The 24228-nt window shown below is 47.4% G+C and carries 16 protein-coding genes; 12 read left to right on the top strand and 4 right to left on the bottom strand.

Annotated elements, in window-relative coordinates:
* Window position 1: 1 nt before the first annotated feature.
* Window positions 2-1207, bottom strand: a complete 1206-nt coding sequence (locus tag B5Z18_RS00200) for a glycosyltransferase (RefSeq protein ID WP_079467408.1) — start codon at window positions 1205-1207, stop codon at window positions 2-4.
* A 166-nt stretch (window positions 1208-1373) separates the two neighbouring features.
* Here B5Z18_RS00200 and B5Z18_RS00195 point away from each other — a divergent pair, with 166 nt between their 5' ends.
* The 4 genes from B5Z18_RS00195 to B5Z18_RS00180 all read left to right on the top strand — a co-directional run bounded on the left by B5Z18_RS00195 (window position 1374) and on the right by B5Z18_RS00180 (window position 5014).
* Complete coding sequence (locus B5Z18_RS00195) at window positions 1374-2894, top strand: bifunctional GNAT family N-acetyltransferase/carbon-nitrogen hydrolase family protein (protein ID WP_079467407.1); 1521 nt, start codon at window positions 1374-1376, stop codon at window positions 2892-2894.
* 139 nt (window positions 2895-3033) lie between these two features.
* Window positions 3034-3831, top strand: coding sequence for an FkbM family methyltransferase (locus B5Z18_RS00190; protein WP_079467406.1), 798 nt, complete (start codon window positions 3034-3036; stop codon window positions 3829-3831).
* A 340-nt stretch (window positions 3832-4171) separates the two neighbouring features.
* On the top strand, window positions 4172-4471 hold the full coding sequence (locus B5Z18_RS00185; protein WP_079467405.1) for a thiamine-binding protein: 300 nt from the start codon (window positions 4172-4174) through the stop codon (window positions 4469-4471).
* A 45-nt stretch (window positions 4472-4516) separates the two neighbouring features.
* On the top strand, window positions 4517-5014 hold the full coding sequence (locus B5Z18_RS00180; RefSeq protein ID WP_079467404.1) for a PH domain-containing protein: 498 nt from the start codon (window positions 4517-4519) through the stop codon (window positions 5012-5014).
* A 284-nt stretch (window positions 5015-5298) separates the two neighbouring features.
* On the opposite strand, the gene B5Z18_RS00175 is transcribed toward B5Z18_RS00180, so the two are convergent.
* A complete protein-coding gene (locus B5Z18_RS00175) occupies window positions 5299-6531 on the bottom strand; it encodes a nucleoside recognition domain-containing protein (protein WP_079467403.1) in 1233 nt (410 codons plus the stop codon).
* Between the two features lie 67 nt (window positions 6532-6598).
* Here B5Z18_RS00175 and ychF point away from each other — a divergent pair, with 67 nt between their 5' ends.
* The 4 genes from ychF to B5Z18_RS00155 all read left to right on the top strand — a co-directional run bounded on the left by ychF (window position 6599) and on the right by B5Z18_RS00155 (window position 14818).
* The gene (ychF, locus tag B5Z18_RS00170; RefSeq protein WP_079467402.1) at window positions 6599-7702 is read left to right on the top strand and encodes a redox-regulated ATPase YchF; all 1104 of its coding nucleotides are present in this window, start codon (window positions 6599-6601) and stop codon (window positions 7700-7702) included.
* A gap of 168 nt (window positions 7703-7870) precedes the next feature.
* Window positions 7871-11197: a HEAT repeat domain-containing protein gene (locus B5Z18_RS00165; protein WP_079467401.1), complete on the top strand. Its 3327-nt coding sequence runs from the start codon at window positions 7871-7873 to the stop codon at window positions 11195-11197.
* A 14-nt stretch (window positions 11198-11211) separates the two neighbouring features.
* Window positions 11212-12864 (top strand): hypothetical protein, encoded by a 1653-nt coding sequence (locus tag B5Z18_RS00160; RefSeq protein WP_079467400.1) that lies wholly within the window; start codon window positions 11212-11214, stop codon window positions 12862-12864.
* A gap of 436 nt (window positions 12865-13300) precedes the next feature.
* On the top strand, window positions 13301-14818 hold the full coding sequence (locus B5Z18_RS00155; protein ID WP_079467399.1) for a reverse transcriptase family protein: 1518 nt from the start codon (window positions 13301-13303) through the stop codon (window positions 14816-14818).
* A gap of 82 nt (window positions 14819-14900) precedes the next feature.
* Here B5Z18_RS00155 and B5Z18_RS00150 read toward each other — a convergent pair whose 3' ends face one another.
* Window positions 14901-17762, bottom strand: coding sequence for a TonB-dependent receptor (locus B5Z18_RS00150; protein ID WP_079467398.1), 2862 nt, complete (start codon window positions 17760-17762; stop codon window positions 14901-14903).
* A gap of 158 nt (window positions 17763-17920) precedes the next feature.
* Window positions 17921-18958 carry a homoserine O-acetyltransferase MetX gene (metX, locus tag B5Z18_RS00145; RefSeq protein ID WP_200817177.1) on the bottom strand — a complete coding sequence of 346 codons (1038 nt, stop codon included), beginning with the start codon at window positions 18956-18958 and terminating at the stop codon, window positions 17921-17923.
* Window positions 18959-19083: 125 nt separating this feature from the next.
* On the opposite strand from metX, the gene B5Z18_RS00140 reads away from it, so the two are divergent.
* The 4 genes from B5Z18_RS00140 to B5Z18_RS00125 all read left to right on the top strand — a co-directional run bounded on the left by B5Z18_RS00140 (window position 19084) and on the right by B5Z18_RS00125 (window position 23941).
* On the top strand, window positions 19084-19503 hold the full coding sequence (locus tag B5Z18_RS00140; protein WP_079467397.1) for an OsmC family protein: 420 nt from the start codon (window positions 19084-19086) through the stop codon (window positions 19501-19503).
* A gap of 21 nt (window positions 19504-19524) precedes the next feature.
* Window positions 19525-20712: an O-succinylhomoserine sulfhydrylase gene (locus B5Z18_RS00135; protein ID WP_079467396.1), complete on the top strand. Its 1188-nt coding sequence runs from the start codon at window positions 19525-19527 to the stop codon at window positions 20710-20712.
* A 275-nt stretch (window positions 20713-20987) separates the two neighbouring features.
* Entirely contained in the window at window positions 20988-21341 is a 354-nt protein-coding gene (locus B5Z18_RS00130) for a hypothetical protein (RefSeq protein ID WP_079467395.1), read from the top strand.
* Between the two features lie 80 nt (window positions 21342-21421).
* Window positions 21422-23941, top strand: coding sequence for a DUF5686 and carboxypeptidase regulatory-like domain-containing protein (locus tag B5Z18_RS00125; RefSeq protein ID WP_079467394.1), 2520 nt, complete (start codon window positions 21422-21424; stop codon window positions 23939-23941).
* The last annotated feature ends 287 nt before the right edge of the window (window positions 23942-24228 follow it).

Below are 24228 nucleotides of genomic sequence, written 5' to 3'. Positions count from 1 at the left end.
ATCAATTACCGCTGGAATTTAAAATCGCCTGATAAATGGCCGCAACGGAATTCTCCCAGGTATGTGTACCGGCAAAGCGGATACGTTCAGTGGCCAATCCCGGATCAGCATTTTCTGACAGTGCTTTTTCAATCAGTGGAACATAGTCGTCCGGTGTAGCAGCCAGGTAAACATGTTCCCTGAACAACTCCATGGTTTTAGTGGCGGTTGCTACTACCGGCTTACCCATTGCCAGGTACTCGTCAATTTTCAACGGGTAATTACCTGCCGTTACTTCATTGATCACCTGTGGATTAAGGCATACATCAAAAGACTGTACATACGAAGGAAGCTGCGACAGATCTTTATGTCCTGTAAAATAAACGTTGGGAAGGTGGTGGAGTTCGGAGGCTTTGAAGTCGTCATCTTCCGGACCAACCAGTACCAGCTGCCATCCCGGTCTTTCACTGGCTATCTTTACCAAAACGGAGATATCCAGCCGCAGCGATTTAAGCGCGCCCACATAACCAATGATGGGGCCTTTTCCTGTTGGCACATCATCCGGAACAGGATGTTTGTCGGCCGCATTGAAAAGCCGGAGGTCACATCCCTGTCCAACATAATAGCTGGAAGGATTATACTGCTGCAGCATTTCTTTGAGATATAAGGAATTGGCTACCGCGGCATCGGCCTTGGCGATGTGTTGTGGTTCAAGCCGGAGCCCGTGCTTTTTCCAGTAAGGCACGCCCAGGAGGTAGTCCCTGCTGTAGTATACATAACTGGAAGGCCGTAGCATTTCTTTGAGATAAAAGCCCCGGAAGATGTCGTTATCATTAAATAAAATGATGTCTTTGAAATTCATTTCCCGGACAGCCTCCATAATACTGTCTGCAAACTTTCTGTTATTCCGCTTGTTAAACCAGGAAAATAATGGTGTAAAAGGGAGCCAGTTAATAGACTCCAGTATGGCAGATGGATAATAGTTCCAGAGGTTGTCACTGATGGGAACAATACCCGGAACTTTTTTATGGATGGCATTCAGCTGGTATTGCACATGCGGATCTTGTCTCCCCGTCATAAGGGTATTTCTGTCCAGCGGAGCATTAACATATAATACCCTGTTATGCCGGGCAAATTCCAGCGCAATATTTTTACAGTTGCTTCCAATAGTGGTGTACCATTGTTGCAGCCCTATTACAACGATATCTCTGTTTTGAATTAAAGGCACGATAGCAAAGGTGTAGATGATGTATAACGGTTTCTTGAATTAAATGTGCAGGTCTGCCGTTGGGGATGGTTAAATATTGAAGTTGCTAACTTAAATACAAAGTAAATAAAAAAAATCGATATTATTGAAGTATTACGATAAGAATCGTTCTATAAAAAAAGAGGCTATGTCAGAAACAGTAGAAATAAGAACATTGACCGTCGAGGATTACCTGGACCTGAAAGAATCTATGGTGTCCGCTTATGCCGATATGGCTGGCAGTTACTGGCGGGAGCCAACTATACAGCGGCTCATCAAGCTTTTCCCGGAAGGGCAGATAGCGGTTACGGTCAATGATAAAGTAGTAGGTTGCGCGCTGGCTATTATAGTGGACTATGAAAAATTCGGGGATAGTCATACCTATGAGCAGATCACCGGGTACTATACTTTTAACACACACAACCCCAAAGGGGATACGTTGTATGGAATCGAAGTTTTCGTACATCCCGATTATCGGGGGAAAAGACTGGCCCGCCGGTTATACGATGCCCGTAAAAATCTCTGTGAACAATTAAACCTGCAGGGGATAGTGGCCGGTGGACGCATACCCAATTTTGAAAAGTTCTCCGACCGGATGTCGCCCAGGGAGTATATCGAGAAGGTACAGGACCGGGAAATTTATGATCCCACGCTCACTTTCCAGTTTTCGAATGATTTCACCGTAAAGAAGATCCTGAAGAACTACCTGCCCAACGACGAGGCCTCCAAAGGCTTTGCCACGCTGCTGCAGTGGTTCAATATCTATTATGAAAAGGACCAGGACACTATCCGGTACAACAAATCAACGGTACGCATAGGGCTGGTACAATGGCAGATGCGCGATTATGGCAGCCTGGATGGTTTCCTGCAACAGGTGGAGTATTTCATTGACGCGGTAAGCGACTATGGATCAGACTTTGTTGTTTTCCCGGAACTCTTCAACTCCCCGCTGATGAAAGAGTTTAACCAGATGGACCCCGCCGGGGCTATCAGGGGAGTGGCCCAATACACGGAGCAGTTAAGGGAAATATTCCAGCAGCATGCAGTAGCCTATAATGTAAATATCATTTCGGGGAGCATGCCCATTGTGATCGATGAGGTACTCTACAACATTTCCTACCTCTGCCGCCGGGATGGTACTTACGAGCAATATATCAAGATCCATCCAACTCCCGGTGAGGTAGCTGCCTGGGGAATCAAGGGGGGAAGTGATATCAAGGTGTTTGATACGGATTGCGGCAAAATAGGGATCCAGATCTGTTATGATGTGGAGTTCCCGGAGCCCTCCCGTATCCTGGCGGAACAGGGTATGCAGATCCTGTTCGTTCCTTTTATGACCGATACGCAGCATGCCTATAACCGGGTGCGGTTCTGCGCACAGGCAAGGGCCGTTGAAAATGAGTGCTATGTTGCTATAGCCGGCTGTATCGGTAATTTGCCGAAGGTAAATAATATGGACCTGCAGTATGCGCAATCCTGCGTGTTTACCCCATCGGATTTTGCGTTTCCCGTAACCGGTATAAAAGCAGAATCAACGCCAAACACCGAAATGGTGGTTATCGCTGACGTGGACCTGGTATTGCTGAAAGAATTACACGCCTTTGGAAGCGTACAAACTAAAAAGGATATCCGGCGGGATTTGTATGAAGTGAATTATAAAAAGAAGTGATAATTAGATATATAAATAAGGAGGATTTTTGAATTATAAATGGATGTAATTTGAGTCCTGAAAATAAATAGGGTAACGGCTTGCGGAGGCTTGCTGTTATCCTTTTTTAGTTTTAAATTCAGTGTAAAACCCCTAAGTTATGAAAGATCAAGCCTATTATCCTTCCTGGAAGAATGTATCCAAGTACAGGCAGTATCTTGCCTATTTTAGTGAGTATATCCGGTATAACGACTGGAAATCCCTTCAGGCGTCCCTTAAACTCGTTTTATTAAACAAACCCTCTCTGAGCGAGTGGAAGGCAAAATCAGCGATGGGACTTTTCCGGATCCGCGGAGGTACTACCGACTTTCAGTTTATTAATTACGCCTACGAGAAGCGGGTACGCGACTTCCTCAAGGAGCAGGTGGAAAACAGGAACATCGACGGGTTCATTGATATTGGCGCCTGCATCGGGGAGTATGATGTCTGGCTCGCCGGAAAAGGAATCCCCTGCGTTGCCTTTGAACCTGTAAATTATAAAGCCGTTCAGGAAAACATCGGGCTCAATCATGTGGAAGGCAAGGTGAAACTTTATGCCTGCGGTCTTGGCAGCAAGCAGGAAAAGGTGAACTTCAATATTATGAGCACCGTTACCGGGTCAAGTTATATCGACAGGGATTGTGACAAGGAAGGTAATATTCCTATCGAAAAACTCGATGACCTGATCCCCGAACTGGGATTTGACCTGCGCGGTAAGATCATTGTAAAGCTGGATGTGGAAGGAATGGAGACAGAAGTGCTGGAAGGAGCACGGAATTTTATCAGCAAAGCTGAACACCTGCGTATCATTTTTGAGCGCTATGAAGGTGACAATACTGTAAATGATAAGTTGAGCTCACTGGCCAATTTTACTTTCGACCGGATAGACCAGTTTAACTACCTGGCTACAAAAATATAATCAGTTTCTTTAGGATGATAAGGGCAATACATGTTCATTTGTGTATTGCCTTTCGTAGTTTTACCACCTTATAGGCGTTAAACAGATATTTTTTATTTGTTATGTATAATGAAACATACAATGATTTTAAATAATGAAAATCATGTAAAACATTTCTTCTTTAGTTATTGATAATTAATAAATTGAGAGATTTAATTAAATGAACGCTATAACTAAAACAACCTGTTTTCCATTGTTTGTAATAAATTACACCTGGAAAATGTAGGTTTTAATTGAACCATCACTGTAGATATATTGTTTTAATCAGCTGATAACCATAAAATTAAAAAATAGTAAAAAGATGAGCCATAAGATCAATTTAGCACTGCAAATCATTCCTTCAGTGCCTTCAGAACAGGTATACGCGGTAGTTGACGAAGCAATTGCAGTGATTAAAGATTCCGGTGTAAAATACAGGGTATGTCCTTTTGAAACGGTGATGGAAGGAACCTATGATGAGCTGATGGAAGTAGTGCGTAAAACCCAGGAAGTATGTTTTAAGGCCGGTGCATCCCAGTTATTAGTGTATATAAAAATGCAGATAAGAAAAGACGGGGATGTTACCATTGAAGAAAAAACAGGGAAGTATGACAGCATATAACCATTTTTTTTTATCTTACTCACCGAACTAAAGGAGAGCCATAATATGAGATACGCCGCCCCGTTGGATGATAACTCGAAGATTGTAACGAACCTGGTCATCATTATCACGCTAGTGTTTTTATGCAGACAGATGACGGATGTTTCGCATGATGCCGTTACCACTACCATGTTTTTGTTTATCCTGGTACCAGCCATCCTGGTGGCCTGGTGTCTGAGCCCCCGGTATTATATTCTAACGGCTACGACTATACTTATCAAGCGACCGCTGCATAGCATCACTATCCAGCTGGAAGATGTGGTAAGATTGAGAAGCGTTACGGAAGAAGATCTCGGCACAAGCTCCCGCTTACTGGGAATAGGAGGTATTTTCGGGTACCTCGGTACCTACCGTTCCAGTGAAATAGGGAAGTACCAGCGCTGGTGTACCAGCCGGGAAAACCTGGTGCTGATAGAATCACTCAACAGGAAATGGCTGATCAGCCCTACCGGTGCAGATGATTTTGTAAAGCGGGTGAATGCCACTATTAATGTACCTGCTTAAAATAGCCGGGCTGAACTGAAAAGGGTTCCGGCGCCATCACCTGGCTACCCGGGAGTGGGACCGCCCTTACTTGCCGAATGCTTCTCCAGTGCCCCGGACTTGCGTATATCATGGATCATCCATGCACTATCCATACACTCCTCATGCACTATTAATGCACTCCTCATGGACTCCTCATGCACTATCCATGCACTATCCATGCAAATAGCGTAAAAAAGAGCGGCTGACCCTCAAGCCTCATTTGACTTTTGGATCAGCCGCTGCAATACTCCTTATCATATTATTTAATGGAAGAAGAGATATCCGAGTAATATTGCGCAGAGCATGCCAAAGAAGTCGGCAATCAGCCCGGCGGCCAGGGCATAACGTGTAAGCTTGATGTTTACCGAGCCGAAGTACACTGCCAGTACATAAAAGGTGGTTTCCGTGGTACCCTGTATAATGCTGGCCAGTTTGCCCGCGAAAGAATCCGGTCCGTGCGTTTTCAGGATATCCACCATCAGCGCGCGGGCGCCTCCGCCACTCAGCGGCTTCATGAAAGCTACAGGCAGGGCAGGCACAAAATCCGTATTGAACCCCATTGCCGCAAACAGCAGCCCGATTCCGTTGGTGATATAGTCCAGGCAACCGGTGGTCCGGAATACGCTGATCGCTACCAGCATACCCACCAGGTAAGGAATGATTCTCACAGATACCTGGAATCCCTCTTTCGCCCCTTCAATAAAGGCATCATATACATTGATCTTTTTCACGATTCCCGCCACCAGGAAAATAATGACGATGCTGAAAATGATCGCGCCACCGAGGGAAGCCGTCTTTGGGCCTATCTCCGCAGGAGGTAAACTACGTACCCAAAAATATAAAGCAGCCATGATCCCCGCAAACAGGGTCAGGAATACCAGCACAGGTAATTTAAAGAGATTGATTTTTTGGTAGATGGAAACCACAAACATCCCCATGATAAAAGCCATGAACGTGGATATCAGGGTAGGGATGAAGATGTCTGCCGGGTTAGCCGCGCCTGCTGCCAGCCGTATGGCAATAACAGAAGTCGGGATCAATACCACGCCGGCAGTATTCAGTACCAGGAACATGATCTGCGGATTACTCGCTTCTTCGGGCTTAGGATTGATTTCCTGCAGCTCTTTCATGGCTTTCAGTCCCATTGGCGTGGCGGCGTTGTCCAGCCCCAGCATGGTGGCGGAGAAGTTCATCATCATGGACCCCATCGCCGGATGCCCTTTGGGCACTTCCGGGAACAACTTGGAAAAGAAAGGGTTTACCAGCCTGGAAAACCGGTTGATCATCCCGGCTACCTCGCCAACCCGCATGATGCCCAGCCACAAAGTCATGATACCAGCCAGTCCCAGTGAGATCTCCGCACCGGTTTTGGCGCTGGCAAACATGCCATTCATGATCTCCCCGAAAATAGACGCATCATGTAAAACTACTGACTTGAAAAGTGCTACAACAAATGCAATAAGAAAAAATCCCAGCCATACGTAGTTTAATGCCATTAGATTATTGGTTTATTCAATCAACAAATAAACTAAAATAAACCTATCTTTGCGCAAATTTTAAAAAATGGCTTTGCAAGTTGGAATTGTAGGATTGCCGAATGTAGGAAAATCGACTTTATTTAATGCGGTGAGCAACAGCGCTAAGGCGCAGGCCAGTAACTACCGCTTCTGTACTATAGAACCTAACGTTGGCCAGGTGGACGTACCTGACGAACGTATGCATAAACTGGCAGAGCTGGTAAAGCCTGACCGTGTGGTGCCTACTACCATCGAGTTTGTGGACATTGCCGGCCTGGTAAAAGGCGCCAGCAAAGGAGAAGGTCTGGGAAACAAGTTCCTGGCCAATATCCGTGAGGTAGATGCTATCGTGCACGTGATCCGCTGTTTTGAAGATGAAAACATTCTTCGCGAAGAAGGCGACATCAACCCTGTCAGCGATAAGGAAATCATTGACACCGAATTACAGCTGAAAGACCTCGACAGCGTGGAGCGTAAAGTAGCCCGCACCGAAAAAATGGCTAAAACCGGTGGCGATCCAAAAGCAAAGATCGAATTTGAAATACTGAAAAGATGCCAGGAACACCTGGAGAAAGGCCGTAACATCCGCGAGCTCGGTCTTAGTAAAGAAGAACGGGTAGCCATTGCCGACCTGTTCCTGCTCACCGAAAAGCCGGTACTGTACGTTGCCAACGTAGATGAAGCCTCCCTTCATACCGGTAACAAATTTTCACAGGCCCTCCAGGAATCTGTAAAAGCAGAAAATGCACAGGTAATTATCATGAACAACACCATCGAAGCACAGATCTCCGAAATGGAAGATCCGGCCGATAAAGAATTGTTCCTGGGAGAATATGGTCTCACTGAACCTGGATTGAACCGCTTAATCCGTTCTGCCTATAACCTGCTGGAACTGATCACTTACTTCACTGCCGGCGTGCAGGAAGTACGTGCCTGGACGATCCACAAAGGCTGGAAAGCACCACAGGCCGCCAGCGTAATCCACACCGATTTTGAAAAAGGCTTTATTAAAGCCGAAGTAATTGCCTACGAAGATTACGTGAAATACGGATCTGAAGCTGCTGCCCGTGATAACGGCCGCCTGCGTATTGAAGGTAAAGAATACATCGTTGCCGACGGAGATGTAATGCACTTCCGTTTCAACGTTTAAAAATACTTCTGGATAAGATCCACGAAGGTTACAACAAAAAGACGGGCCGGCCTTCCGGCCCGTTGCTATGTTATCCCTAACGTATATGCATATATTAATTATATAACCCCCGCGCTCCGAATTCAAAATTCTTTTATTAGCTTAGCCACCTATTTTTAATGTTAGCTCATGCGTATTGTCAGGAACGTAAAACTTTTTTTCCGGGAAGGAAACTCGGATAAGACCTATGAAATCGATCTTTGTGAAGTTGGCCCGGAACAGTATATTGTTAACTTCAGATATGGTAAACGCTTTGGTACGCTGAAAGACGGCACCAAAACAGTAAGCCCCGTAACACTATCTGCCGCCACCACTATATTCGATGGTCTTGAAAAAGAAAAAAGAAGTAAAGGTTATCTGGGAGAACAGGAAGCCGTTCAGGATCTGTCGTTTACACCGGTAGACACTACCCTCGTGGAAAATGTGAAGCACCGTGCCATCCTGAAAAGATTACAGGATGCGGTAGAAGGGAAAAGCAGCTTTAAAACTGCCTGGAGAACCTCCCGCGTAATATGGCGGGCCGGTGAAGAAAAGATAAAGGAAGCAGTGCCCTACCTGATCAAGCTCGTGGAAAAAGGCGACGGACTGCAACGCTATGCAGCCCTTTGGGCGCTGGGCAAGTCGGCCGATCCCGCCGCAGCACCGGTGCTCCGCTCTTATGCCGATAACAGCTCCCGCCCGCTGAACATCCGGATGCTGGCCGCCAACGGCCTGTTACTGGTACTGCCGGCGGAAGAACGCGCAGAACATGTGCGTTCCTACCTCCAACGGCTACCCGAAGTTTTCCAGCAGGCGGTTGCCAAAGGAAATACAGAAGAACTGCTGGCACTGCTGCAGCAACGGGTGATCACACAACAGGAGCAAAGTTATCCTTTGCTGGAAGACTTATACATCGTAGCCTTTGAACAGCCCGCAGTAAGGATTGCCATTGGCAATCTCCTTATGCACCTGCCTTTGAGGCCATCCTGGTTCCAGCATATCCGTCATATCTTCAAACAGGCGGAACTACGAGGCGATCAGGGAATCGTTGCCATCCTGGCCGCCCGTTTTGAAAGGGAAAACGCCATGTTTAAGAATCCGGGTACAAGAATAGATTATAACGATAAACCGTTTGTTCCTGCCACTTACATACACGAACTGGAAGAATCTGTACAGGCAGATAAGGAACTGAAAAAGCCCACCAGCAGGGTAGCATTTTCAGACAGAACCCGTAATTACCTTCACTACCGTGTATTCCGTAACCTGCGCCAGTTCGGGGAACAAAACGACGACCATTACGTTCGCCTCGCCACGGCCCTGTTGCTGCAATATGAAGAAAGCAGGGATGCAGCCAAAGAATACCAGACCCGGGAACATACCTGGGTGAATGGCCGCTACGTGAGCTTCTACCGCCAGTTCCCGGCTAACTCGAAGTTGGTATACCTCAACTATATCCTTCGCGGAAACGCCGCCAACCTGCAACTAACGCCTGATCGTAAGGAATGGGTTTTCAAAGACGAAGGAGCACCTAACGCACAGGGACAAACGAAACCGGTACTCGGTGCCAACCCCGACGCTGCGAAGGACAAAGGCGGCCTGCTGAAAAAACTCTTCGGCTGGCTGGGTGGGGAGAAGAACCTCACCGCATCCGCCGTACCGCCCGAATATAAAGCCACACAGGCATCTTCACCTGCAAAACCGGTGAGCGATGTACCTTTTCTGCCGCTATGGCAAAAGTTACCACAGGCTTTTATTCAGCTGCTGGTATCTGCCCGCATGGAAGTGATCCACATCTTTGCGATGGAGCAACTGAAAGCCCACCCGGATTACAATGCCCTGAAAGATAAAATGGATGAAGGCGTGATTGCCGGACTCCTCGCCAACGCATTCTCCATTCCATCTATGTTTGGTCTGGAACTGGCCAAAGAAAGATATGATCCCGCCAATCCGTCGTTGCGGTTATTATATATACTGGTGATGAGCCCACTGGATCTGGCCCGCCTGCAGGGTTTGCAGTGGATCAACGACAATGAAGCCGTTTGCTTTGCAGACATGGACTTCCTCATGCAGCTGGTATTCTCACCATATAAAGAGGTGCGTAATTATGTCCGTAAACAACTCAAACCGGTGCACTTGCCACTGGATAAGATGCGGGTTCTCAGCGCAAAAGCAATTACTGCACTGCTGGCGCTGAAAACATCCACACCAGCGGGTAATGAAAACCTCAACGACGGCTGCGATATCCTGGAACAATATTGCCGCGAGGCACTAACGGAAACGGGTATGCCGGATATAGAAGCATTGCTGCAAAGCCCCGTGCCAGCCGGTCAGGCTTTCGCTGCGAGGTTGCTGCTCCTGAAACAGGGACAGTTTAACTTCAGCGAAGTATCTGACGCTATGCTGAAGCGCCTCATCAGCAACGAGTTCCAGCCGGTAAGAACCGCTGGTGTGAAAGTGCTGGAAGCAATCGGCACGGATGAATTGTTGAGAAGACCGGAACTGGTACTCCATATATTATTAAGTACGTACACAGATGTACGAAACGCGGTGCGTCCCCTCATCAGCCGGTTGGTGCAGCAGGATAAACGCCTCGCTGTTTACCTGGTAAATGAACTGGTGCCGTTGCTCATGCGTAAGGAAACTGCCGAGGGCATGCATGCGGATATTGAAGCCACCCTCAGCAATGAGCTGGTAGACTATTTACAGGACATCGACACGGCTACTGCTTTACGCCTGCTGTACGCCAACTACAGGTCGGCACAGCAGTTCGGATTGCTGGTGCTGGATAAATATATCCCGGCATCGGCTTTATCCCTGAAACAGGTGATTGCCGCCGGTAACCACGAGTTGCTGAAAGTAAGGGAGTGGAGCTGGCATTTCTATTACAACAACGCGGCGCGTATCCGTTTTGAAAGGGATGCCGCCATCGGTATGCTCGATGCAAAATGGGACGACACCCGGCAGGAGGCCATGGAGTTTTTCCGGACGCAGTTTACAGATAACGACTGGTCGCCGGAAACACTGGTGGCAGTGGCGGACAGTGTACGCCCAGATATACAGGCATTTGGCAGGGAACTGCTGCTGCGCTTCTTCCGCGAACAGGACGGGCAAACTTACCTGTTGAAACTTAGCCAGCATCCAAGTGAAAGCATGCAGTTATTTGCCACCAACTACCTGCAGCAATATGCCGCCGGCAACCTGGTGTTTTTGCAGGAGCTGGAACATTATTTCCGGGTGGTACTGAGCCGGGTAAATAAGGCCCGCGCTGCAAAGGAACGGATCTTTGCATTCCTGGAGAAGGAAGCTATGAAATCCACAGAGGCAGCCACTTACATCGGTCATATTATTGCGCATATATCTGCTACAGTAGCCATTGGCGACAAAGCCCGCTGTATCGCCATCATGCGCAGTATACAGGAACGGTATGCCGTGGAGCTGCCTATTGAAATAGTGCCAACAGCGATTAGAGTATCCTAAAAAGTAATCCATTTATGTTATTCAACTACAGATACAGCGGAAACTCCAACGTGTACAGCAATGCCACTGCTGCGGGCATTTCCTTTGCACCGGATACCCGTCGTGATCCCACTTTTTTTGTGGGCAAGCTGCATAAAAAAATAGCCTTCCGGGAAGCCATTTCCGCCCTGCACGATGTAGTGGTGTCTGATCTGCGCTTTAAACCGAAAGATAAAACAGCCTATAAGGAATGGGCCGCCCAGCAGGAAACGGTGTGGCTGGCGGAATTCATGAACGGCTATGACATGCAGGCCGCTGATCAGCGGATAGAGGCCCTGAGGGGAGAGCTCAACAGTATTTACCAGGAGCAGGATAAAGTGATGGCTCCGTTTTATAAAGCCCGCAAACATTATTTCGATTATTTATACCAGAAAGACCGCGACACATGGTTTGTGCTGGACCCGGTAATCAGCGTGCATCCGGATGAACTGTTCTTTGAATGTTTCAGCCAGGATGAATCTACCTACGGAAAGCTGAGTGCCAGTTATAATGTTTTTAAAGAAGTGAACGAATTTGAATGCGGTACTACCAACATTGATTATTCCGCTTCTTTATATAACGAGTTCCAGAAGATCCGTGATTATAAGGAAACAGATTTTAAGATTGATCCGGGAGGCTTCCAGGTGCAAACCTCGCAGGAAGAACTGTATCATGAAGTAAAGATCGACTTACCCGATAGCTGGGTGAGGGGATTTCTGCAGGTAAGCTCTGCGATGACGCTGCCCGCGGCAACGTTTGACCTGCACCCGATGGATGTATATAATTTCTGTTCCTGGCTGCGGCGGTTCAAAGAAAAACGCGGTCCCCGTTCCATCCGTTTTATACTGGAACCAGGCAAGCCGGTACGTGCCGTGTTTGAACCGTGGAACCAGGAAATCGTATGTGCGAGATCGTTATACACCGGCCCGCAAAGCAGGGAAATCAGGATATGGGGGAGAAGACGGTTGCTGATCCTGGAAAGGCTGATTCCAATTGCAAAGAAATTCACGGTGCATCTTACCGGCAACGGGTTGCCATCCTTTTATGTGGCGGACCTCGGCGATATGCAGTTTACACTGGGGCTCAGCGGATGGACCGCCAACGACTGGTCGCGCGCCGGGCAGTTCGACCTCATGGCGCCGAGAGCTGATGTGAATGATCTGGCAAAGCTCACCGTTTATGAAGACCTGAAAACCAGGTGGATGGCCAAACCGGAAACAATTGTGGCCGCCACTGGTCTGGACAGGGCTACGGTATTGGGCGCACTGGGAATTTATACCCAGGCAGGCAAAGTAATTTACGATCTGCACACGGGCTTTTACCGTCTTCGTGAGCTGAGCCGTGAACCATTGCCGCTGGACCAGCTGCGCTTTGCCAATCCACAGGAGGGGGAAGCCACGAAACTGGTGCAGGCCGGAAAAGTGGAGCTAACGGCTACCGACATCCCGGGAGTAGGTTTGCAATTGAAAGGAACTATAAAAGGTGCGCAACGTATATACCATCCCGTTATTACCATTGATGCGGATGAAAGATTGAGTAATGCGCACTGCGATTGTAATTTTTATAGTACGAATAAACTATACAAGGGGCCGTGCGAACACATGCTGGCACTGCGTATAGCGCATTCGGAAAATAAAGCGGTAAAATAATTTAAGGAGGTGTTTTATTTCCGGAAATTATTTTCTACCTTGCTGACTCGTTAATAACAAAGATCTTTGTAAAGAGGAATTGATTGCACTTGCGCCCGAAAAGGGACGAATGATGTTTCGTCATTCAGGTATTCTGACTATACATGCTTCACTAAATGCAATCTTTACTTTGGGAGGGGCCTACTGTACGCATATTTCCAGTAGAAGCCCCGGGGGCTGAAATATGCGTACAGTAGGCCCCTCCCTGGAGTTGATTGATTTAGTCAATGGTTTGCACGAAGGCCTTTTCCTCTTTACAGAATTTTGTTTTCCCCTCTCAGCAGGGCTGCACCGCCGGCCATTTTCCACCTCCTTTTATTTTATACACCCGGATATTTATTACGGATATACTCCGTTATCAAAGTCATGAAACTGAATAAATACAAACATATTTATCATGTCCTTAACCCGTCAACAACTGTACGATAAGATACGTGCATCCTCTAAAGAGGAATATATATTACAGGAAATGACACGCCTGGGTTTCTGGGCCGAAAACGTTGCGCAGCCTTCACCGGCGGCTACGCTCATCCAGAAGGAAAAGGAGGTGCGCCGGCAACTGAACGATCTTCTCAGCGAGCGGCAGAAATACCGCAACAAACGGGCAATGCTGGAAGACATGCGCAAAGCCCGCATGGCAAAAGCCAAACTGAAAAGAGAAGAAACAAAACAACGCCGCGAAGCTGCCCGGAAAGAAAGAGCTGCAGCATGGGCCATTACCAAAGAGCAACAGATTGTATATCTCGGTGAAGAGGTATCTGCCGGCTTAAATAAAGTGACGCCGGATGTAGCGCAACTGCAAAAGTTCGGACTGCCTGTATGGGCCGACGCTACTGCATTAGCCACCGCAATGGGAATCACCATCGGCAAACTGAGGTATTTATCTTTTAATCGTAAAGTGGGGCACCATACCCACTACCAACGTTTTCAGATCCCCAAAAAATCCGGCGGCGCCCGCACCATTTCTGCGCCCATGCCACAGCTGAAAGCCGCACAACACTGGATCCTGGAAAATATTCTCTATAAAATAAAAAATGATGAATCTGCCCACGGCTTCGTACCGGGTAGATCCATTGTTACCAACGCGGCGCCACATACCGGTCAGGATATCGTGATCAACATCGATCTGCGCGACTTCTTCCCATCCATCGCATACAAACGTGTAAAAGGATTATTCTGTAAACTCGGATACGCTGAACAGGTAGCTACCATACTGGCGCTTATTTGTACAGAACCCGAAGTAGATGAAGTATTGCTCGATGGCCGCAAATATTATGTGGCTAAAACAGCCAGGCATCTCCCGCAGGGAGCCCCTACCAGCCCCGCTATTACAAACCTGATCTGTTATAAGCTGGACAGGCGTTTTGCAGGTTTGGCGGCAAAATACGGGTACGCCTATACGAGATATGCAGACGATATGACTTTTTCCGCCAAAGGACCCGCTGCAGATAAAGCTGGGCAGTTACTGCGCGCGGTGAAAATGTTTGTAAAGGAAGAAGGCTTTACCATCCACCCGGATAAATTAAAGGTGATGCGTAAAGGAGATAAGCACGAAGTAACAGGCATCGTGGTAAATGAAAAGCTGAGCCTGGACCGTACTACCCTGCGTAAATTCCGTGCCCTGCTGCACCAGGTTGAAAAAACAGGTTTAGCTAACAAAAGCTGGGGCAAAGGAAAAAATATTATCAGCAGTATGGAAGGCTACGCCAACTTTGTATACATGGTGAAACCCGAGCTGGGCGCAAAGCTGAAAGCCACGCTGGGCACATTGTTACAAAGGGAAGATATTAAAGCAGAAGCCCGTGGTTTGTGGACCGGAGAAAGCACCTCGAAAAAAATTACGCCATTGGTAAATATCACACCGCTCAACAATCCAACCGCCTCATCAGACAAACCCTGGTGGGATGTAGTATAGCAACTGACTAACAAACATAAAAAGCCCCGGGTATTATTTTCTGATCAGAAAACAGTATCCGGGGCTTCTTCTTTTTATAAATTTATAAATTATAACCGATAGAAATATAGCCTTGCATGCCAACAGTAGGATTACCCCACGACTGCACATATTTCTTGTTCAGGATATTGGCGGCGCCCAGTTTTACCGTGGTTTTAGCCTTCGGGAAAAACTTGCTCACCATCGCATCCAGTGTGCCATAGGCAGGAATTTCACTAAGACCTGCAGCATTTAAATTAGGTCCTACAAAAGACGATTGCCATATGAAGGACTCCTGCCATTTCCATAATATATTAAAAGCAAAATTGGAATTGGCAATGTTGCGGTTACCGAAATTCAGGCTGTAGCGCACCTTTGGTGTGTTGTACATGGTCATGAACGAACCCAGGTCCTTTTCATTGGTGAGTTCATTATAAGAGATGTTACCACCGGCGGTGAAATTAAGCGGCAGGCTGTAATCCAGTCCCAATGCCCATCCCCAGGAATGTACTACTTCTGTGGCGCTTACCGGCACAGAGAAGATATTGTTTACGGCAGGATCGTTGGTTGGTTGTACCAGCACCTGTGTACCATTCATATTTTTGAAATCATTTTTATAGATATAAGCATCCACCAGCAATTGTTTTGCGATCACTGCTTTATAACCTATTTCATATGCCTGGATCCTTTCCGGGAGGAACTCACGGAAAACATACTGTTTAGGAGCGCCCGCCTGTACTGACTGGAGGGAGAACACCGGTCCTTTATCCAATCCATAACGTTCGCGGAGGAAAGGTAATCCGCCGATGAGGTGTGCCTGCGGCGTTACGAGATCGATATACTGATCCTGGTTGTGCGGGATGCGGAAACCTGTTTGATAGGAAGCGCGGATATTGTGCGTACCGAGGAAAGTATATACTGCCGACAAACGCGGACTGAACTGGCCTTTGAAGTTCATGTTCTTGTCATAACGCAGGGAGCCGGTCAGTTTTACGTGATCGTCTATCAGCTTTTTCATGATCTGTACATAGCCGCCATATTCATTGATGCGGAATTCCTTGCCGTTGTCGTCCACTGCAAACAGTGTTTTTTCGGAGTTCAGCGCATAGCGGCGGTAGTTACCGCCTACCAGTATTTCTGCAAAGTGAATCAGGTTATGAAAGTTGTACATGAACTCTGCCTGATACAGGTTGGTTTTATCGGTAAACTTAGCGCCAACGCCGGAAGCGTCGCCGGGGATGGGTTTGTTCTTCACCTTATCTGCGGCAGCATCAAACTCCGGTGTGCCGGGAATCAGGCGGCCCTTGTCGGCGTTGGTTCTGGCAGCGCCGATGAAATTGGCCTGTTGCGACTGAACGGCGGCCTGGGCGGCAGCAAATGCGGCAGGAATTCCTTGTCCGAGGTTATTGGTAAAAGTTGTTTTAAAAAGATTGCCTGCGGCAAGGCCGTAAGTACCGAAGTATTCAGTATACCATTGCTGGCTGGTTTTCCAGGCTTCATTGATACCGGAAGCCAGCGTACCACCGGCGTAGCTGTCGCCCGCCCTTTCCTGCGTAGTATATAATCTTACATAGAAGTCAGGGCTCTTCAATTCCACTTTATACTGACCCATGTTGAAGTTTTTCAGGGAATAGCGGTCAGCTCCCGTGTACACGGTGGTACCGGAACCATAGCTGCCCTGCAAAATGGCTTCGAGATTGGTGGTTAGCCGGTAATGCAATGCTGCGTTGAGTTTCAGGTTTTTGGTGGTATAATCTACTACGTCCGCTTCATTGTAACCGGTGCGGGTTACGTTCGACATATTCTGCGGAGGCAGGATAGCGTTATATAATTGATCCGGTGTAAGGGCGCCTCCCAGTTGCTGTGATAATGCAATCATTTGTGGCATCAGGGAAGGTTTCAGGCCGGTGTACATATTTACCGTATTCTCATCTCCATACACATTCACCCCGTTATAGCCTTCATTATTGGCGCGGGTACCGTTTTCGAGGGTATGACCGTTTGCCAGGCTCTGATCCCGGTGGTCATATGCCTGCCAGTCCTTCGCCTGTAAATAGCCTACGTTCAGCTTAAAGGCCACCTTATCACTAAAGGCATGTGCGTAACGTACAGACACATCGTAATAGCCGGTAGTGGCGGTGGAGCGGCCGGCATCGTTCAGAAAGCCGGTTTTTACGAGGGCGCTTAATCCCTGGTACTGGAAAGGGTTTTTGCTGTTCATCAGCAGGATGCCGTTGAGGGCATTGGGGCCATACAGTGCGGAAGCCGCGCCGGGAATGAGTTCCATGTTGTCGAGGTCCACTTCAGGAATACCCACCATGTTGCCCACCGCGAAATTGAGGCCAGGCGCCTGGTTGTCCATTCCGTCGTTCAGTTGCAGCACGCGGGTGTTACCATTGCTGTTAAAGCCGCGGGTGTTCACTGATTTAAATGTTAAGCTCTGGGTGCTCATTTCAACGCCTTTGAGGTTAGCCAGCGCATCGTAATAAGAAGGTGCGGGAGAGGCTTTCAGGGCGCGGGTGTCCAGCTTTTCGATAGACACCGGTGATTGCAGGATGCTTTCCTGTGTACGGCTGGCAGCAACTACTACTTCCTGGCCGAGGATTTCGGTGGAGCTGAGTTCTATCGCCACTTTATCAGTAGCGGAAGAAATTTGCTGTTCCTCCGTTTTAAAGCCTACGTAGGAAAATACCAGTGTTAACGGGAACGCATGTGTGGTTCTGAGCGTGAAAGCGCCTCCGCTGCCGGTGATCGTACCGGTATTGGAGCCTTTAACTGCTACGGTTACACCAGGCATGACGTTGCCGGAACCTTTTTCGCGTACAGTACCATTAATGGAGACAGGGTTTTGGGCCGAAATTATCTGGGTTAGGGATAATAAAAGCACCAGACAGCCAATGAAGGCTTTGATTAGAATGCTTCTCATACACGATGGATTTATAAAAGGTTTAGACTCGGTTTAAATAAATATAACGAAAAAAAACCGCATATAGCCATCGGGAGTGCAGGGGATTAAAATAATAATGCAGCAGGGGCATCCTGCTGCATCTATCTTATTATAATACCTTAAAAATCAATGTGCTGTTATTGCATCCATTCCTGTAATATGTTCCCGATTTTTTCAAATTCTATCAGGAAACCATCATGCCCGTACGAAGAATCTATTTCATGATAAGTAGCATGTGGCAGATGTGCGGCCATGAACTGCTGTTCTTCCGGCGGGCACAGAATATCGCTGCTGATACCTATCAGCAGGGTAGGTTGCTGAATGTGCGAAAGGGTAGTGGTAATATCTTCATGACGGCCACGGGCAATATTATGACTGTCCATTGCTTTTGTGAGCAGCCAGTACGACTGTGCATTAAAGCGTTTCACGAGTTTGTCGCCCTGGTAAATGATATAGGAAGAAGCCCTGAAATTATCGGTCTTCTCTTTATCTTCATCGGATTGGGCGCGCACAAAGGTCCGGTAGTTGCGATAGGTGAGCATACCGATAGCCCTGGCGGCTTTCAGCCCTTTCGATCCTGCGCTGTGGCAGTTGTCTTTCCAGGTATCATCCGCTTCAATGGCCAGTCGCTGTGCCGTATGAATGGCAATACCCCAGGCGCTTTCTGCAGCTCCGGTACATAACAGGAACAGGCGATCAATAACAGCCGGCTCCTGCAACGACCATTCCAGTGCCTGGTAACCGCCCATAGAACCGCCGATCAGCAGGTGGATACGGGGAATTTCCAGGTGCTGCCTGAGCAGGATATGCGCCTGTACCATATCGCGGATAGTGATGGTAGGGAACTGCCGGTACCACGGATGGCCCGTTTCCGGGTTGATAGTATGAGGGCCGCTGCTGCCATAGCAGGAGCCAATGATATTGGCGCACACAATGAAGTGCCTGGCAGGGTCAATCGCTTTGCCGGAACCAATTAAGCCGGTCCACCAGTCAGCCACATCACTGTTGGCGGTTAAGGCATGACATACCCAAACCACGTTACTGCCATCTTCTTTCATCGTACCATATGTATGGTACGCGATATGTAATCCCGGTAATACTTCCCCGGATTCTAACCGGAATGCTGTTTGACTGTGAAATACCTTTGCCGACAATGCTTCTTCGAATTTGCGCAAAACTACAATATCAGAATTAAAAATTACAAAATACAGCCGATGAATTACGAATTAGGGAGGAATGACGGCCACTGCATAAATCCTGATGGTTTTATTTTATCTTTGTTGAAGATAACCTAATAATCATGAAGATAGCATTACAAAGAGTAGATGACGGATTTAATATGGAGGCAGTAGATGAAGGCGGCCACAAAGTACTGATGGACTCATCTCTGGAAAATGGCGGTAAGAATAACGGAGTAAGACCTATGCAAATGGTGATCATGGGCCTGGGTGGTTGCTCTGCCATTGATGTGATGATGATCCTGAAGAAACAACGCCAGGAAGTAACAGATTTCCGTATTGAAATAGACGCAGAAAGAGAAAAAGGAAAAGAACCTTCTCTCTGGGAAACAGCTCACCTGGTATTTCATCTCAAGGGTAATATTGATCCCGATAAAGCAGCACGCGCTGTAGAATTGTCTATGAACAAATATTGTTCTGTAGCGGAAACCCTGCGTCAGGGTAATACCAAACTGACCTGGGAAGTGAAACTGAACGCTTAAAATGCTGTAATTACCATATCCATGAGCAAAGATAGAAATCAATACCAACCGGATACCAATGCGGTAAGAATGCAGACGCCAAAAACGGACCAGATGGAACATTCCGTACCCATGTTCCTGACCTCCAGTTTTTGTTTTGATAACGCAGAAGAAATGCGCGCTACCTTCGCGGATGAAACAGACTTTAATATCTACAGCCGTTTCAGCAATCCCAATGTAGACGAATTTGTACAGAAGATGTGTGCCCTCGAAGGGGGAGAAGCCGGGTATGCCACCGCATCGGGGATGAGCGCTATTTTTGCCAGCTTTATGGCACTGCTCAAAGCCGGCGACCACCTGCTGTCGGCCCGCTCTATCTTTGGATCTACCCACACTGTGATCACGAAGTTCCTGCCAAAATGGGGTATTGAAACTTCTTATTTTGATATGACCGATCCCGCCGGTATTGCCGCCATGATAAAGCCCAATACCCGGATGATCTTCGTGGAAACCCCGTCCAATCCCGGTCTTGAGATCATTGACCTGGAACTGCTGGCCGGCATTGCCAACAAGCACAATATCATTCTGAACGTAGACAACTGCTTTGCAACGCCTGTATTGCAACGTCCTATTGAATACGGCGCCCACCTGGTTACCCATTCGGCTACCAAATGGATCGACGGGCAGGGACGCGTACTGGGTGGAGTAGTAGTTGGAAAGGCAGAACTGATTAAGGAAATCCATACTTTTTGCAGAAGCACCGGCCCGGCCATGTCGCCATTCAACGCCTGGGTGCTGAGTAAAAGCCTGGAAACCCTGTACGTGAGGATGGAGCGTCATTCGGCCAGCGCCCTGAAACTGGCGGAGCGCCTGCAAAGTAACCCGCACCTGCTGTCGGTGAAATATCCTTTGCTGACCAGTCACCCGCAATACAACATTGCAAAGAAGCAAATGAGCGGCGGTGGCGGTATCGTATGCTTTGAGCTGAAAGGCGGTCTGCAACAGGGCGTTCGTTTCCTGGATGCATTACAACTCCTTTCGCTTACTGCTAACCTGGGAGACAGCCGCAGTATTGCTTCCCATCCTGCCAGCACTACCCACGCAAAGCTTTCTGAGGAAGAACGGGCAATTGCCGGTATAACGCCAGGGCTGATACGCATTTCCGTGGGACTGGAAAATATTAAGGATATCGTGGAAGATATAGAACAGGCATTAGAGAAGAGTAAATAAAAATAATCACGGAGCTGGCTGAAAGGGAACACGGGATAACAATCCTGTATAACTTTTTAGTCAGCTCCGGTTGCAAAACCCCCACAGTACTGGCATGAATGTCCCGATGCACCGGCATGTGAATAAAGAGCCCCTTCAACCATTTGAATAAATAGTTTGTAGTATCACTGTGAACACAGCATCTTTCCCCACGGATTTTTAAAAGGTGCAGAAAACAATTCCTTTATTGCAACTAACCCTCCTCATTTTTGAACTTTTCTACTTATATTAGAATCATGAAATCCTTTGCCCATTTTCTCCTGATCCTTCTCCTGGCTTATGTAGCAGGTATGGTGCTGCCCTGGTGGAGCGTAGCGCTCGTGGCCTTCCTGGTAACGTTGCTGATGCCTTTATCACCGGGTAAATCATTCTTCAGCGCCTTCATGGGCATATTTGTGTTATGGATGATCCTGGCTTTTTATATGGATGTAAGAAATGATCACCTGCTGGCCAATCGGATGAGTGAAATGATATTGAAGGTACGGAGCGCGCCGCTTATGGGTGTAGTGGGTTCGTTTATCGGCGGACTCGTAGCCGGCTTTGCCGCCAGTTCTGCTGCGTTTATCCGTGCCGCAAAAAAGCCCGCCTGATTACTTATCCAGGCTGTTAAAATTCTGATAAAACAGTTTATGCAGATACCCCGTAAGCTGTTCGCCGTTACATTTGGAATATGAAGAATTACCTGTCTGCCCTGTTTTGCATTTTCATTTCCAGCTACTGCCAGGCTATTGCGGTGAAAGGCCGCGTAACGGATGATAAAGATCAACCGCTCCCATTTGCTACCGTTTTCATAAAAGGAACCACCACCGGCACTACTACCAACGCTGCCGGCCAATACCAGCTTGACCTTGCACCCGGCCAGTATACCGTGGTATGCCAGTATATCGGTTTTAAAAGAACAGAACTGCCACTTAACGTAAACGCCTCAACGCAGATACTCGACTTTCACCTGCAGCCCGTTAATATGCAGATAAAAGAAGTAGTGGTGAAAGCCAACGGAGAAGATCCCGCCTATGCCATCATCCGGCAGGCCATTAAGAAACGGCATTTCTACCAGGAACAGGTGAAAGAATATACCTGTATGTCTTATATCAAAGGCACCATCGGGATGAAAAATGTTCCGGGAAGATTCATGGGACAGAAAATAGATAAGAAAGAAATGGGGGTAGACAGTACCGGTCAAGGCATGATATTCCTGTCGGAATCTGTCACTAAAATATCGGCACGGTTGCCGGATAAAATAAAACTGGAAGTAATTTCCTCCCGCAAAAGTGGCGGCGGATTTGGTTTAAGCTTCCCTGCCATCATCAGCTTCTATGACAACAATGTTTCCGCCGTTATCACGCAAATGGGCCCCAGGGGCTACATTTCTCCCATTGCAGAAAACGCATTGGCCTATTACAAATACAGGTTGGAAGGCACTTTTACAGAAGAAGGTAAAACCGTAAATAAAATACAGGTGATTCCCCGCCGGAAGCAGGAGCCCCTGTTTTCAGGCTATATCTTTATTACAGACGACGACTGGCGCATTCACAGCACAGACCTGATCCTCACCAGCGAATACCAGCTGGAACTGATGGATACACTGGAGATCCGCCAAACCCATGTACCCGTTACTGCCGACATCTGGCGCGTAAAAGACCAGGTGATGCACATCTCATTTAATAAGTTTGGTTTCCGCATGGGTGGCAGCTTTGTAAATGTATATTCCGGTTATAACGTACATCCTGATTTTCCTCCTAAGTTTTTCGATAATACTTTCCTTAAATATGACTCCGCTTTTGATAAACAGGGACATACCTACTGGGACAGCATCCGGCCGGTGCCGCTGGAAACCGCTGAGGTAAAGGATTACCACGAAAAAGACAGCACCGCCAAAGCCGCGCGCGACTCTTCTTTTTCCCGCTATCACCTCGACTCCCTGCAACGCAAACAGAAACCGGTGAAAGCAATGGATGTACTCTGGAACGGCGTAAAACATAAATACTATTTCCGCCGCGACAGCTCCATACAATATCATTCCCTCGGCGTAAAAGGACTGCTGAAATCGCTGAAGTATAATACCGTGGAAGGACTGGTCATTGCACTGGAACCGGATCTCAACATCTATACCGGGGAAGAAAGCAGTTTACGTATCACCCCTTTTTTACGGTACGGATTGAGTAATACTCACTTCAATGCCTATACGCAAATTGACTATAGTAACAGGAGTAAAGTACAAAAGCGTTATGGCCGTAACGACTGGTCGCTGGCAGGAGGGAAGCGCGTTTCCCAATTCAACCAGGACAATCCCATCGACAATATTGCCAACGAGTTTTATACCCTGTTCCTGAAGGAAAACTATATGAAGCTGTATGAAAACTGGTTTGGTAAACTACGCTACACACGTACATTCCAGACCAATGACCGCCTGTCGCTCGGCGCTACCTATGAAAGCAGGAACCCCGTAGAAAATACCACCGACTTTGTAATCTTTAAAAACGACCGTAAACAGTTTACGCCCAATCATCCTTATGAGCTGGCCAATGTGCCCTTTGAAAAGCACCAGGCGTTGATACTGGATGTGGATTTTACCTTCCAGCCCGGTCAACAGTTTGTGGAATTGCCCGACCGCAAAATTCCCTTTGGCTCCAAATACCCCACGTTCAAAGTGGGCTATAGCAAGGGGATACCCAATGTGGCAAACAGTATTGTTGATTTCGATAAATGGAGTTTTTCCGTGCAGGATAATATGAACTTTAAGTTGCTGGGTGAATTCCGCTACCGCCTCGGAGCAGGTGGATTCCTGAACGACCGGAATGTACAAATACCCGATTACCAGCACTTCAATGGTAACCAGACCTTCTATAACATGAAGTACCTGAACAGTTTTCAGCTGGCGCCGTATTATCAGTATAGTACTACCGCTCCGTTTTATGCTACCGCCAATGTGGAACATCATTTTAATGGTTTACTCACCAATAAAATTCCATTGTTCAACCGCCTGAAATGGAACCTGGTAGCCGGCGCCAACGCATTTTATGTAAACAGCGATAATAACTATGTAGAAGTTTTCGGGGGTATTGAAAATATTCTGAAGATGATCAGGGTAGATGTGGTAGCGGGTTATCAGAGTAAAGAAGATACCCGTATAGGCGTCCGGGTTGGCTTTGGTGGTATCCTGGGTAATATGGTGAAGTTTAAAAACTAACCGGCACTGATTCCGGGGACCTGTTACCACCTGTTATTGCTTGCCAGGTAACAAAATCCCCGTATCTCATCATTCACAAGACCGGTTCTAAAATTTCTTCCTGCTCTTTATTTCTTTCTTTTCGTCAAAGAAATATGCCAGTAACCTGTAAATCCAGATACCAACAACTGCATAAATAAAGTAAGTAATGTAAATACTCATAAAATAACATTTTCGGGTTAAACAATATTGCTTCTCTTAGTCAATTTTCAAAAAGGGTGCCAATTGGGGTTGTAACGTGTCCGCAA

Origin of the sequence: Chitinophaga ginsengisegetis (assembly GCF_900168065.1) — a bacterium.
In the GTDB taxonomy this organism is placed as follows: domain Bacteria; phylum Bacteroidota; class Bacteroidia; order Chitinophagales; family Chitinophagaceae; genus Chitinophaga; species Chitinophaga ginsengisegetis.
The sequence above is the reverse complement of the archived record's forward strand: the minus strand, read 5'-3'. Positions and strand labels throughout refer to the sequence as shown.